We start from the raw sequence: 13,859 nt of genomic DNA, 5'->3' as shown, positions 1-13,859 counted from the left end.
CATAGTTTAAATGATTACTTCAGCCCTTGCAGCAGTTCCTCTGCAAGAGACGTTATCGGCACCGATTTTTGCTCGCCGGTTGCCATTTCCTTCAGCGCAATAACGCCAGCATTCAACTCGTCATCGCCCAAAATAGCAGTGTAGCGGGCCTCAAGCCGATCCGCCGATTTGAGCTGCGCCTTCATCTTGCGGCCGCCGTAATCGCGTTCAACGCGGATGCCGCGGCTTCTCAGCTCATACACCAGCCGGGTAGCCTCGCGGTCAGCGGCATCGCCAAGCGCCACAACGTAAACATCCAGCCCGTGCTTGCCTGGCACCTCGACTTGCTGATGCTCCAGCAGCAGGATTGTCCGCTCCAGTCCAAGCCCCAGGCCGACGCCCGGCTGCTCTGGACCGCCAATGTCGGACACAAGCCCGTTATAACGGCCGCCGCCGCCAATGGTGTCGATTGCTCCAATTCCTTGGGCCTTGTATTCAAAGGCGGTATGCGTGTAATAATCCAGTCCGCGAACCAGACGAGGATTCACCGTAAAGGGGATACCCATATCCGACAAGCCTTGCTTCACCTTGTCAAAGTGGCTTCGGCATTCCTCATCAAGGCTGTCCAGAATGGACGGAGCGCCTTCAAAATGCTTCTGATCCACCTTGCAGTCCAGAACGCGCAGCGGATTGCGGTCCATGCGCGATTGGCAATCCTTGCATAGCAGACTGCGCTTGGGCTCCAGAAATCCCAGCAAAGCTTCACGAAAAGCGGCGCGCACCGACGGCGTGCCAACGGAGTTGATTTCGACGGTAACGTCCTTCAAGCCCACCTCGGTGTAGAAAGAGTATCCCAGCGCAATCACTTCAACATCCAGGGATGGCTCGGTCGAGCCGATGGCTTCAATGCCAAATTGGTGAAATTGGCGGTAGCGGCCCGCTTGAGCGCGCTCATAGCGAAACATGGGACCGATGTAATAAAGCTTGGAAATATCGGGTTCTCCATAAAGCTTGTTTTCAACATAAGAACGGACAACGCCGGCTGTTCCTTCGGGACGAAGCGTTATGCTGCGCTCGCCGCGATCGGTGAACGTGTACATTTCTTTTTCAACAATATCCGTTGTTTCGCCTACGCCGCGTTGAAACAGCTCGGTTGCTTCAAAAATCGGCGTTCTGATTTCCCGAAAATTATATCGGCGGCATAGCTGACGCGCCGTATCTTCAACGAACTGCCATTTCTCAACCGCTCCCGGCAAAATATCCTGCGTGCCTGGCGACTTTTGAAACTTCATGGCTTACCCCCCTGTCAAACCTTCATTTTTTTGCTAAAAACAAAAAACTCCCGCCCCCGTCGGTCTTAGCCGAAGGGACGAGAGAAAAAATCTCCCGTGGTACCACCCACATTCCGATAACGCCACAGTATCGGCGTATCGCTTAAAGACGGTTAACGTCCGTCCATGCCGCGGAGAGCTACTGTGGGAATCCTACTCTAATGGCTTCCCTGTTCACAAACCGTTCTCGGGGAGGTTCTTTCATTTAACCGGCATAAGAATGCTTGCAGCCAAAGGCATTCCTCTCTGGGTATTCCGCGGAAAATTACTTTGTCCCGTCAACAAATCGGATATATGGATAATGATTTCATATTTTACCGACATCATGGTAATTTGTCAAGGTGACGACATGCCGACGTGACGGCATATCTCACCGAGCTGACGGAATACCGGCGTGATGACGTATCACCAAGCTGATGGAATACCGGCGTTACGACATATTACCAAGTTGATGGAATACCGGCGTTACGACATATCACTATTGTGGCATATTAACGTTACGGCAATTAGCATTGTGGCAATTAGCCTGTCAGCATCAGTGTGACGGTAGTTAGCTCAGCGGCAATAAGTTGTTGGTATCAGTGTGACAGTGTTAGCTCAACAGCAATAGCTTGTCAGCATCAGTCAGCAATAGCAGCAAACACTATGTAACTGAGCCAACTCCATGACTTGTTTGATGGGCTTGTTTTAGCGGCTGCTAGGATGACGGCTCGTTTGATGGCTTGTTTGGCGGCTGCTGGGATGACGACTCGTTTGATGGCTTGTTTATGTACTTGCCGACATCTCTTGCGGACATAAATGACCGTCAGAAGCATTTTTTCTTGAACTTTTATAGTCTAAAGGACATTTCTGTCCCTAAGAGGGCATTTTTCACACATTTCCATCTTTTTATTTGGGCTGGCGGACAATTATGTCCGTTATTTCCCGAAAAACTCCCTATTTGAAGGTCTAACGGTCATTTATGTCCGCATGACCATGACCAAGACATGACCCGCCTATTGCCTGAAATTCCTTCCCCGACGAAAAGCCTCCCTACCGATAAAGTGAGAAACTGATGGTTTGCCAATTCCGGATGAAGACAGAAAAAAGCCCGCATAACGATGCGGGCCCAAAAGTAAACTATATTTTAAAAAAGGGGGTCGAGATTTATTATAGGCCTAAATTGTTAACGGGACATTAGGGAATCATTACAGTCATATTACAGTTTAGAAAGCGTTTTAATCACTTTTACCTTCAGGCATCTCTCGTGTCTTATGTTTACTCCCGCCCGTTTTTGCGGTTTGAGCCGGGTTTAAACCCATCCCATTCCTCCGACGCTTCCGCATCTGCCCGCATCAAAGCACGCGCCTCGCGCGCTCCAGGCTCCAGAAGCATGCCGCTATATCGTTGCCATTCCTGTTCCTTGCCGGATTGACGCATTGTCCGTTCCCCCAATAAGTCGCATGCTGAACTCGCTGATCTTATTGTTGCCAGGAACGGATTTTTTAGCACACAAAATGAGAACTTGTCAAAAACGCCTATTGGTTGTTCATATAGCTGTCCAATTGGTTGTTATGTGGCTGCTCATTTGGTCGTTTTTGATTGACAGACATTGTGCCTAAGCACCGCTTTCCACAATTAAAGTAACCGGGCCGTCATTGACCAGCTCAACCTCCATCATCGCCCCAAAAACGCCGCATTCCACATGCAGGCCAAGACGTCTCAGCGCATCGTTAAACGCGTCATACAGCTCCTTGGCCGCTTCCGGTCGGGCCGCTGCCATAAAGTTGGGGCGGCGTCCCTTACGGCAATCGCCGTATAGCGTAAATTGCGAAATGGATAATACGGAGCCTCCGGCATCCATAATGGAATGGTTCATTTTGCCGGCTTCGTCTTCAAAAATGCGCAAGCCCGCAATTTTATCGGCCATCCAGCTGACATCGGACATGCTGTCCTCATGCGTAATACCTACAAGCAGCACCAGGCCTGAGGAAATAGCGCCTTTGACTTCCCCTTCTACCGTAACTCGGGCTGCCTTGCTTCTCTGTACGACTACCTTCACTGTTCACCCTGCCTTATTGCATAATCCGCTGCACGGAATAGATATCCTGCACCCGTTTTATTTTTTCAACGACCGATGACAGATGCTCGATGTTTCGAATCAGCACCGTCATATGAATAAGCGCCATTTTGTTTTTGACGGATCGTCCGGTTACAGCGCTAATATTAGTTTTACTCTCGGACACGGCCTGCAGCACCTCATTCAGCAAACCTCTGCGGTCATGCCCCGTTATTTCAATGTCCACGCTGTAGTTGGCTTCCACGGAATCTTCCCATTCCACCTCGATGACGCGCTCCGCATCCTCCCCTTCCGCTCCAAACGGAATGTTGAGGCAATCCATCCGGTGTACGGAAACGCCGCGGCCGCGCGTGATATATCCGACAATAGCATCGCCGGGAACGGGATTGCAGCAGCGGGAGAAACGAACCAGCAAATTATCGACGCCTTTTACGGTCACGCCGTGATTAGGCCGGTTTTTTCTGCTGGAGGAAGCAGCCTTTAGCTCCTTCTTCTCGTTCGTCAACTCGATTTGGTTGGCTTCCTCCTGCTCCTTCCGCAGCTTTTCGGTCAGCTTGGTGCAAATCTGCGCAGCCGTAATACCGCCAAAGCCTATAGCCGACATCATATCCTCAATATCATGGAAAGCAAACTTGCCTGCGGCCTCCTGCAGCTTGTCGTCGGACATAAAAGCCGGCGGCTCCAGTCCAAGCCGTTTGAGCTCGCGCTCCAGCAAATCCCGGCCTTTCGCTACATTTTCCTCGCGTTTTTCCTTTTTGAACCATTGGCGGATTTTGCTTCGTGCATGGGAGGACTTGGCGATTTTAATCCAATCCTGGCTTGGACCGTAGGAATGCTTCGACGTTAAAATCTCTACAATATCGCCGGTTTTCAGCTTGTGGTCCAGCGGTACAATTCTGCCGTTTACCTTGGCTCCAATCGTCCGGTTGCCCACCTCCGTATGAATGCGGTATGCAAAATCAAGCGGAACCGAACCCGCAGGCAGCTCGATCACTTCGCCGCTAGGCGTAAAAACAAAAACAAGATCGGCAAAAAAGTCCATCTTGAGCGATTCCATAAACTCCGAGGCGTCCCGCGTTTCATTTTGCAGCTCCAGAATTTCCCGGAACCATGACATTTTATCCTCGAAGTTGCCATCCGGCACAATCATGCCTTCCTTGTACGCCCAATGCGCCGCAATGCCGTATTCCGCCGTGCGATGCATTTCCCAGGTGCGGATTTGCACCTCCGTTGGCTCGCCCTTTGGACCGATTACCGTGGTATGAAGCGACTGGTACATATTAGCCTTCGGCATCGCGATATAATCCTTAAAGCGGCCCGGCATGGGCTTCCAGAGCGTATGAATAATGCCTAAAGTGGCATAACAATCCTTAATATTTTCAACCAGAATCCGGATTGCCAGCAAATCGTAAATTTCGTTGAACTGCTTGTTGCGCTCCGTCATTTTTTTATAAATGCTGTAGAGGTGTTTGGGACGGCCGGAAATATCGCCTTCAATTCCCATCTCGTCGAGCTTTTCGCGGATGGCTCCGATAACGTCATCAATAAACTGCTCCCGCTCCGCCCGCTTCTTCTTCATCAGATTGGCGATCCGGTAATACTGCTGCGGATTCAAATAACGAAGCGCGATATCCTCCATCTCCCACTTGATGGCCGAGATGCCGAGGCGATGCGCGATAGGGCAAAAAATCTCAAGCGTTTCATATGCGATTCTGCGCTGCGATTCCTCCGACTGGTATTTTAGCGTCCGCATATTATGAAGACGGTCTGCTAGCTTGATCAGAATGACGCGAATGTCCTGCGCCATGGCAACGAACATTTTGCGATAATTTTCGTTCTGCTGCTCTTCCTTGGACAAAAAGCGGATTTTTTCCAGCTTTGTCAGCCCGTCGACCAGCATCGCACAGGTTTCTCCGAACTTTGCGCGGACCGTCTCCAGGTCAACCGTAGTATCCTCAACGACATCATGAAGCAGAGCTGCAATAATGGACAACACATCCATGCCCATGTCCAGCAAAATATCCGCAACCGTAACGGGATGCAGGATATACGGCTCTCCCGATTTGCGCACTTGTCCGTGATGGGCTTGCTCAGCGAAATCGTAGGCTTCCCTTATCCGTTCGAGATCCTGCTCTTTCATATAAAGAGATGCCTTCTCAAGTAATTGCTCAATGCCCATGGTACGTCCCTTTCCAATCATTTCTGTCTGATACCGAGTTTTCTAATATTATGCCTTTAATAACGCCGTCGCGTCAACTTTAATCCTTATAGAATATGAGAAAACCTCTACCGGAGCCACTGCAATATAGCGGCTGCGTCTAGAGGCGCGTTGTGGAGCAATGAGGCTTATGCCTCTTTATTCATAAGTCATAATGGAAAATACGTCGATATCGCCAAGCTTCTCGCGGCCGTTCAGATACAGCAGCTCAATCAGGAAGGCTGCGCCTACCACTTCTCCGCCCAGCTGTTTGACCAGATTGATGGAGCTGGCGATTGTCCCTCCTGTCGCAAGCAAATCATCGCCGATCAACACGCGCTGTCCCGGCTGGATGGCATCCTTATGCATGGCCAGCACGTCTTTGCCATATTCCAGGTCATAGCTTGCCGTGATTGTTTCCCCAGGCAGCTTGCCGCTTTTGCGGATCGGCACAAAGCCAACACCCAGCTCCAGCGCCAGCGGAGCGCCAACAACAAAACCGCGCGCTTCAGGGCCTGCCACGATGTCAATTTTCAAATGTTTGACCGCATCGCGCATTTCCGCAATGACAGCACGGTATGCAGCCCCATCCTTTAGCAGAGTGGTGATGTCCTTAAAACGAATGCCGGGCTGCGGGAAATCGGGAATAACGCGAATATAATCTTTGAAGTTGTATGTTTGATTTGACACTACAGTCAACCCTTCCTGGTAGAGGTTGTTCAAAAAGTCCGCTTCCCATTACGGGACATGACTAGCGTCATGGCGGGCAGCGAATATGGCTTTCAGCCGAAATTTCCGGTCCTCACGTAGCTTCTACTACGCTCCGGTCCTCAATTTCTAGCTTCAAGCCATCTTCTTGGTACTGGAAACCGGCCTTTTTGAACTTCTATTTTATGAGGTTGTTCAAAAAGTCCGCTTCCCATTACGGGACATGACTAGCGTCATGGCGGGCAGCGAATATGGCTTTCAGCCGAAATTTCCGGTCCTCACGTAGCTTCTACTACGCTCCGGTCCTCAATTTCTAGCTTCAAGCCATCTTCTTGGTACTGGAAACCGGCCTTTTTGAACTTCTATTTTATGAGGTTGTTCAAAAAGTCCGCTTCCCATTACGGGACATGACTAGCGTCATGGCGGGCAGCGAATATGGCTTTCAGCCGAAATTTCCGGTCCTCACGTAGCTTCTACTACGCTCCGGTCCTCAATTTCTAGCTTCAAGCCATCTTCTTGGTACTGGAAACCGGCCTTTTTGAACTTCTATTTTATGAGGTTGTTCAAAAAGTCCGCTTCCCATTACGGGACATGACTAGCGTCATGGCGGGCAGCGAATATGGCTTTCAGCCGAAACTTCCGTTGCTCACTTAGCTCCCACTAAGCTCCGCTACTCAGTTTCTAGCTTCATACCATCTTCTTGGTACTGGAAACCAGCCTTTTTGAATCTTCATTGTATGAGGTTGTTCAAAAAGTCTGCTTCCCATTACGGAGCACGCCTAGCGGCTTGGCCTTTTTGAACACATGTGTTTTTATTATCAATCTTATTATACCGGTGCGGCTTTTTCGTTAAAGCTTTCCCAGACGCTCTGATACCGGGCGGAGGTGGAAAGCTCCCTTTTGCGGGGCGAATCTGACATCGCAAACACGCCATCCGTCACCGTCAAAAATTCAAGCTCCTGAAAAACCTCCAGCATAAAACGCACCGAAGCGAGGCTTAATCCCGCATCTGCCGCAAGACGCTCCGGGAGCCCGCGTAATTTCGACCGGCCGATAGCGTGAAGCCGCTTGTAGACGGCTCCAAAAGCCTCTCTGGACGGGAAGCTTTCCGGCAGCTCTTCTTGCAGTTGCATGTCATGAAGCTGAAGCTGCGGCTTGCGGAAGCCATTCCATTCGTTAATGGAGAGCTCGCCAAGCATATCGATTCGACAGCCATATTGCAGCTGCCGGGCGACTTCGCCTCTGCCGAATGCAATAACATCAAGCAGCCGGTTCCCTTTGCCCACCGCAAGCTTTAAATGCTTGCTTTCCTTGCCAATCGCCTTTTTCTCTGCAACCTCCGCATTGCGGAACAGCAGCCGGGGCGAAGGATTAGCGATGCCAAAAGGCTCTAGCAGCGCCAATTGGGAAATCGTCGATAACGTCGCTTCTTCCAGCTCACATTCCAGATCCACTTGCGATTTGGGTATCCATTGCTCCTCGGTTACCCACGACTTTGCTAAAGCTGACATCTTTGCCTCGAAGGCTGCCAGCTGCTCGCGATGCAGGCTCATGCCCGCAGCCGCCTGATGTCCGCCATAATGGTCCAGCAGCTCGCTGCATTCTGTCAGCGCCGCATGCAGGTCATATCCTTCTATGGAACGTGCCGAGCCCTTGCACATGCCGCTTTCGGCATCAATGCCCAGCACAACAACCGGCTTGTAATGCCGCTCCAGCAGCTTGGAGGCTACGATCCCGATTACGCCGACATTCCAGCCTTCTCCGGCAAGCATAATGACGGACGGCTCTTCTTCGCCTGAGGCTCTGCAGACTTCCTGCCGATCCGCCCATTTGGCCTCCGCTTCCTTGACGGTTTCCTCCACAATGCGCTGACGCTCCTTGTTCAAGGCGTCAAGGCCGATTGCAGCCAGAATAGCGGAATCGTAATCGTCAGCGATGAGCAGCTCTACCGCTCTTTTGGCATGATCCAGCCGTCCTGCCGCATTAATCCGGGGCGCCATGCCGAAGGCAATTCCTGTCGAGGTTAGCGCAGGAAGCTCAATGCCGGCAGCTTCTGCCAACGCCTTAAAGCCGATGGAAGGCTCCTCCTTCATCCTTTGCAGGCCGCAACGCACAAAAATACGGTTTTCATCCAGCAGCGGCATTAAGTCCGCTATCGTTCCCAGGCTCACAATATCGCATAGCTCCAGCGGAGGCCTGCCCATAAGCGCAGTTGCCAGCTTAAAGGCCACGCCAACCCCCGCCAGACCCTTAAAGGGATAGCTGCAATGCTTTTGCTTGGGATTAACAACAGCGCAGGCATTAGGCAGACGTTCAGGCGGCTCATGATGATCCGTCACCACAACGTCCAGTCCGCAGGCCTTGGCAAATTCAACTTCTTCGTAAGCGCTGATTCCGGTATCCACCGTTACCAGCAGCTTAACGCCTTCCTCCGCCGCTTGCTGGATCGCTTTGTTGTTCAAGCCATACCCCTCAAGCGAACGGTGGGGAATGTAATAATCATAGGTATAGTTTAACTGCTGAAACACACGGCAAAGCAGCGAGGTGCTGGATACGCCATCTGCGTCATAGTCTCCGTAGATGCGTATTTTCTCACCCGCTGCTCCTGCGGCGGAAATACGGTCCACCGCTTCCTTCATACCGTCAAGCAAATAAGGGTCATGCAGCAGAGAAGCGTCTCCGTTCAGAAACGCTTCCGCTGCCTGGATATCCCGGTAGCCCCTTTGCAGCAGCAGACGGGCCACCAAAGGCGGGAGCGAAAGCTCCCGCGACAATTCAACCGCCAGACGCTCGTCGCTATCATTCCAGGGAGCGATAGCCCAGCGGGTTTTTCTGTTAATCACCATGACTCCCCCTTCGCGGCGCAAATGGCCTGTCGTTATTGAAGCAGAGTCGGCATCTGCTCCTGATTGGGATCATGATTGGATTTGTAAGGGTAACCAGGGTCATAAGGCTCTACGTAAATCGAAACCTCGGACAAATGAAGAAAGCGATGCATGAGCAGCAGCTTGACCCTTTTTGCGATTTCCTGTCCCTCCAGCACCGTAATGCGGGGATTGACGCTTATGACAATTTCGGCAACAACATAATGTCCCTGTTCCCTCGCCTTAAGCGACTGCACCGTTACAACGCCTTCGACGCGCTGGACAAGCTGCATCAGCTCTTCCGCCGGCTCCTCCTGCGCTTCCGCTTCCTTCCGGCCTTTTCCCACTCTCCGAAACAAACTATCAAGCACGCCTTCCCATATACCTTTCCTACTCGCGGGACGACTGCTTTCATCTCGCTTTCCGATTGACATTGCTACCTCCTGTGCTTGAAATCAAGGCGCCGTTGTTTTGGCAGCCTTCGGCTTTACCTTTTGCTTGCGCTTAAATACAAACCAGAGCGGACCGGCAATCGCTACCGTGGAATAAGCGCCGCTCACGAGACCAATCAGAAGCGCCAGCGAAAACAGCTTGATCGACGGGCTGCCCAAGAAGAAAATACATAGCGTAATCAGGACAACGGTCAGCACCGTATACAGGTTGCGCGCCATCGTTTGCCAAATACTTGCGTTAACAAGCTCCGCAAGCTGGCTTTCGTTTTTGATTGAGGAAAATCTCATATTTTCGCGTACACGGTCAAAAATAACAATTTTGTCATTGATGGAGTAGCCCAGCGTCGTCAATACCGCAGCGATAAACGGCAGGTCAACCTCCAGCCTGAAGATGGAAAACATCGCAATAACAAAAAAGCTGTCATACAGAATGGATATATTGGCAGCCAATGCAAAACGCCATTCAAAGCGAATCATAACATACAGCATGATGCCAAGGCTTGCGATCAGAATGGCCCAAATGGTTTTGATGCCCAGCTCCTGGGCCATTTCAGGCGATACAACGTGAACCTCGGTGGACACTTCCCCGAATTTGGCAGTCAAAGCATCCTCGACCTTTTTGGTGTCGCTTTGCTCCAAAACGTTGTCGAAGCGGATTGTTATCCGGTTATTGTCTCCGCCTATCGTCGCTTGCGCATGTGAAAAGCCTGTGTCGTTTAATATGCCGTCCACTTCAGCTTTTGTAACGGCCGTCTCGGTGGAAACATCCATATTGGTGCCTGCTTTAAAGTCTACTCCCAAATTAAGCTGAAAAAAGATTAGCGACAATATGCCGATTATCGTCAATGCAAGGGAGGTGTAAAAGAACTTCCCTCTGTTTTTAATAAAGTCATAACGGATATTCGTCTCAAAGCGCACGAACGTCACTCTCCTTTACGCCAAAATATCCCGGCTTGAGCAGCTTGTTGTTGCGTACAAGGAGGGTCAGCAAAATACGCGCCAGATAGATATTGGTCAAGATGCTGACGAGCGTACTAAAAATCAGGGTTAACGCAAAGCCCTTGATCGCGCCGTCGCCGATAAAATAAAGCACAACGCTAGCGATGATGCTGGTAAGGTTGGCGTCCATAATCGTACGGAACGAGTTTTTGGAGCCAGTTTTAAGCGATGAAAACATACTTTTGCCACTGCGGATTTCCTCTTTGATTCTCTCCGCCGTAATAATATTGGCGTCAACCGCCATACCGACGCCGAGTACAAAGGCCGCGATGCCCGGAAGCGTAAGCGTCGTGTTCAGCAGCTCCATGACCAGCAGCAGCAGCCACGCGTAGGAAATAATCGTTACCGCAGCCACAACGCCGGGCAAACGGTAAATAACCACCATAAATACAAGAACAAGCAGGGAGCCGATGATGCCCGCCGTAACGGTATCCTTCAGCGATTCCATACCAAGCTTGGCGCCAACGCTTTGTGCGTATTTCTCGGTCAGCTTAAGCGGCAGCGCGCCCATGTTGATCAGATCGCGCAATTCACGTGCTTCCTGCATGGTGCCGTTTTGGCCCAGCGTAATAGTTGCGCTTTTGCTGGCGATAACCTGCTGAATCTGCGGCGCGGAAATTTCCTCCTCGTCGAGATAAATAGCCAGGTATTGGCCCAACAATTCCGTTGTTACCTTTTCAAACTTGCTTGCATCCTTCAGCTCGATGGTAACCATCGGCTTATTCAGACTATCATGTCCGATGCCTGCGCCGTTTTCCACAAAATCCCGTCCGTCAAGCTTTACCGTACCGTCTGGGGCGCGGAAGGTCAAATTGATCGGTTTGGCCAAAAGCTCGCGCACTTCTTCTTCATTGGTAACGCCTGCCAGTCGCACGCGAATGCGGTTGGTCCCCTCTGTAGTAATTTCCGGCTCCTCGATGCCGCTTGCGTCGATCCGCTTAAGCAGGCTGTTAGCCGTTTGCTTCAGCGATTCCTGCGTCAGGGCCGTGGCATCGCCTTCGAATGGCGAAGCTTCATACAGCACCTCGAAGCCGCCTTTCAAATCCAGCCCTAACTTCACATTTTTCACAAGCGCAGGGCTTGTCCAGGCGATTACGCCGAACAAAATTACCACTACACCGAGGAAGGCAAATAGTCTCTTCCCGAACATATGTCTGTTCCCTCCTAAGTTCTCAATATTCCCATTATACAGATGCACCAAAAACGAGTCAAAAAGAAAGAACCGTCTTCCTCAGAATCCGGTTCCCTTCATCGCATTTAGCGTCAAGGCGTTCATAAACTGCGTTGCTTTCAGCGACAAAATATCATTGACGATTCTGTGCAGAGCAGGCTGTCCGGTTTTGGCATAGCGGGCGCTGACGCACTCCCAAACGTCCTTGCCTGCCACATGCTCGTATCCCAGCATCCGGAATTCCTCTGCCTTGCTGCAACAAAGCTCCTCTATTTCCGCATCCCATTTCAGTTCCTCAGTCATGACTCGCCTCCCTACGTTTCATCCTCTTTCTTCTATTCGCTTCGAACCCGTCATTCTCCTGCCAATAGCGGCAAGGAGAAAAATGGATGACATGGAAAGTCATCCGCCGCGCATAAAGTGATAGTACAAGTCTGCGACGGAATCGGGACAAGGAGATGAGTTATCCCCCATGACAAAGCAATCGTTTATTAAAGGCGCTATGATCTTGCTTGCCGCCGGAATCATCAACCGGCTGCTAGGCTTTGCACCGCGAATCGCGCTGCCCAGAATCATCGGCGCGGAAGGAGTCGGAATCTATCAGCTCTCCTATCCGTTTCTGATTGTGCTTCTGACGTTTATAACCGGGGGCATACCGCTGGCAGTGGCCAAATGGATTGCCGAAGCGGAGTCGCAGGGAGATAAACGGCGCGTTCAGTCCATTTTTCGCACGGCGATGGGACTGGCTATCGTCCTTGCTGTTGTGCTGACAATGGGCATGCTGCTGTTTGCTCCGTTTATTATCCGCCATCTGATGCCGGACACCCGGGTTTATTATACCTTCCTGATGATGTCGCCCATGCTCCTTATTGTCGGAGTTTCCTCTGTTTACCGGGGCTACTTCCAGGGAAAACAAAATATGATCCCAAGCGCGGTATCGCAAACCGTGGAAACGGTTGTGCGGATTATCGGTTCCATGGCCTTTGCCTGGCTCCTGCTTCCCAGGGGGCTTGAATGGGCTTCGGCCGGGGCCATGCTTGGCGTTGTTGCGGGAGAAGTAGCGGCGCTGCTTGTGTTGTACTGGAAATATGTATCCGCCAAAAAAAGCGGCGAGCGGCAAACGGAAAATACGGCGGGCGCAAATGGAGAAAAATCGGCAAGCCGCGCTTATTCGCCGTCCTTTGTGCTCCGTCGCCTGCTGAGGCTTTCCATTCCCGTAACAGGCAGCAAGCTGGTGGGTTCGGTTTCTTATTTGCTGGAATCCATTTTTACAGCCAAAAGCCTGGCCATCGCCGGCATTGCAACGGGACTGGCCACCGCACAATACGGCGCGCTGCAGGGTATGATTATTCCGCTGGTGCTGCTGCCTACCGCTTTGACGTATTCATTGGCCGTTTCGCTTGTTCCTTCTCTTTCGGAGGCCGCAGCCCGCGGCGATCACGCGCTTATTCACAAGCGACTGCATCAGTCCATGCGGATTGCTCTCGTTTCCGGAGCGCCCTTTGTTGTTGTGATGGCCATTTTTGCAGCGCCTCTGTGCGAAATCATTTATGATCATGGAGAATATGCCTCCATGCTTCGCCTGCTTGCCCCTGTTGCGATATTCATTTATCTACAGGCGCCGCTTCAGGCCGCGCTCCAGGCTTTGGACAAGCCGGGCGCAGCCTTGCTCAATACCTTTATCGGAGCCGTCGTCAAGCTGGTGCTCATTATTCAGCTTGCCTCTAAGCCGGAGCTTGGCATTAACGGGGCGCTTATTGCAATCAGCGTCAACATTGTGCTGGTTACCCTGCTGCATGCCTACAGCGTAATGCGCTATATCGGCTTTCGCATGGCTTTTCCCGATTTTATTAAAGTCGGGGCGTCCATGCTCATTATGGCAGCAGCTTCCCGGTGGCTGATGGGCGCTATGCCGCTTTCTGCAGAATGGCTGGCCCTGCTGGCCGCATCCTTTGCCGGAGTCGTCTTATACCTGCTGTTAATGGTGCTTCTGGGGCTCATAGACAGGCATGATTTAACCCGGATTCCCTGGCTGGGAACGTTGTTTAAATCCTGAAAGACAAATGCCAGCACGCATAAGCTCATCCGTCGCCGCCAAA

At 51.4% G+C, this 13,859-nt stretch carries 11 protein-coding genes; 1 reads left to right on the top strand and 10 read right to left on the bottom strand.

Features of this window, described 5'->3' with window-relative positions:
• Positions 1-14: 14 nt before the first annotated feature.
• From hisS to A7K91_RS11280, 10 genes are all read right to left on the bottom strand, one after another.
• Positions 15-1,271: a histidine--tRNA ligase gene (gene hisS, locus A7K91_RS11315; RefSeq protein ID WP_068682698.1), complete on the bottom strand. Its 1,257-nt coding sequence runs from the start codon at positions 1,269-1,271 to the stop codon at positions 15-17.
• 1,296 nt (positions 1,272-2,567) lie between these two features.
• Entirely contained in the window at positions 2,568-2,729 is a 162-nt protein-coding gene (locus A7K91_RS26420; RefSeq protein WP_156739488.1) for a hypothetical protein, read from the bottom strand.
• A 178-nt stretch (positions 2,730-2,907) separates the two neighbouring features.
• Complete coding sequence (gene dtd, locus A7K91_RS11310) at positions 2,908-3,351, bottom strand: D-aminoacyl-tRNA deacylase (RefSeq protein WP_068682696.1); 444 nt, start codon at positions 3,349-3,351, stop codon at positions 2,908-2,910.
• A gap of 13 nt (positions 3,352-3,364) precedes the next feature.
• Positions 3,365-5,548 (bottom strand): RelA/SpoT family protein, encoded by a 2,184-nt coding sequence (locus tag A7K91_RS11305; protein WP_068682694.1) that lies wholly within the window; start codon positions 5,546-5,548, stop codon positions 3,365-3,367.
• Between the two features lie 177 nt (positions 5,549-5,725).
• On the bottom strand, positions 5,726-6,256 hold the full coding sequence (locus tag A7K91_RS11300) for an adenine phosphoribosyltransferase (RefSeq protein ID WP_068682692.1): 531 nt from the start codon (positions 6,254-6,256) through the stop codon (positions 5,726-5,728).
• Between the two features lie 845 nt (positions 6,257-7,101).
• Entirely contained in the window at positions 7,102-9,117 is a 2,016-nt protein-coding gene (recJ, locus tag A7K91_RS11295) for a single-stranded-DNA-specific exonuclease RecJ (protein ID WP_082967395.1), read from the bottom strand.
• 35 nt (positions 9,118-9,152) lie between these two features.
• Entirely contained in the window at positions 9,153-9,572 is a 420-nt protein-coding gene (locus A7K91_RS11290; RefSeq protein ID WP_068682688.1) for a cation transporter dimerization domain-containing protein, read from the bottom strand.
• Positions 9,573-9,593: 21 nt separating this feature from the next.
• A complete protein-coding gene (secF, locus tag A7K91_RS26015) occupies positions 9,594-10,508 on the bottom strand; it encodes a protein translocase subunit SecF (RefSeq protein ID WP_082967389.1) in 915 nt (304 codons plus the stop codon).
• Positions 10,498-11,739: a protein translocase subunit SecD gene (gene secD / locus A7K91_RS26010; protein WP_082967388.1), complete on the bottom strand. Its 1,242-nt coding sequence runs from the start codon at positions 11,737-11,739 to the stop codon at positions 10,498-10,500. The genes secF and secD overlap by 11 nt, the downstream gene beginning before the upstream one ends.
• Before the next feature lie 81 nt (positions 11,740-11,820).
• Positions 11,821-12,063 carry a post-transcriptional regulator gene (locus tag A7K91_RS11280; protein ID WP_068682686.1) on the bottom strand — a complete coding sequence of 81 codons (243 nt, stop codon included), beginning with the start codon at positions 12,061-12,063 and terminating at the stop codon, positions 11,821-11,823.
• Between the two features lie 169 nt (positions 12,064-12,232).
• Here A7K91_RS11280 and spoVB point away from each other — a divergent pair, with 169 nt between their 5' ends.
• Positions 12,233-13,816: a stage V sporulation protein B gene (gene spoVB / locus A7K91_RS11275; RefSeq protein ID WP_068682684.1), complete on the top strand. Its 1,584-nt coding sequence runs from the start codon at positions 12,233-12,235 to the stop codon at positions 13,814-13,816.
• Positions 13,817-13,859 lie beyond the last annotated feature (43 nt).

It is taken from the genome of Paenibacillus oryzae, from assembly GCF_001675045.1.
Lineage (GTDB): Bacteria > Bacillota > Bacilli > Paenibacillales > Paenibacillaceae > Pristimantibacillus > Pristimantibacillus oryzae.
The sequence above is the reverse complement of the archived record's forward strand: the minus strand, read 5'-3'. Positions and strand labels throughout refer to the sequence as shown.

Bases quoted from the DNA above. Each gene is read 5' to 3' on its own strand.
- hisS (WP_068682698.1), bottom strand. From the start codon at position 1,271: ATGAAGTTTCAAAAGTCGCCAGGCACGCAGGATATTTTGCCGGGAGCG.
- A7K91_RS26420 (WP_156739488.1), bottom strand. From the start codon at position 2,729: ATGCGTCAATCCGGCAAGGAACAGGAATGGCAACGATATAGCGGCATG.
- A7K91_RS11305 (WP_068682694.1), bottom strand. From the start codon at position 5,548: ATGGGCATTGAGCAATTACTTGAGAAGGCATCTCTTTATATGAAAGAG.
- A7K91_RS11290 (WP_068682688.1), bottom strand. From the start codon at position 9,572: ATGTCAATCGGAAAGCGAGATGAAAGCAGTCGTCCCGCGAGTAGGAAA.
- secD (WP_082967388.1), bottom strand. From the start codon at position 11,739: ATGTTCGGGAAGAGACTATTTGCCTTCCTCGGTGTAGTGGTAATTTTG.
- A7K91_RS11280 (WP_068682686.1), bottom strand. From the start codon at position 12,063: ATGACTGAGGAACTGAAATGGGATGCGGAAATAGAGGAGCTTTGTTGC.
- spoVB (WP_068682684.1), top strand. From the start codon at position 12,233: ATGACAAAGCAATCGTTTATTAAAGGCGCTATGATCTTGCTTGCCGCC.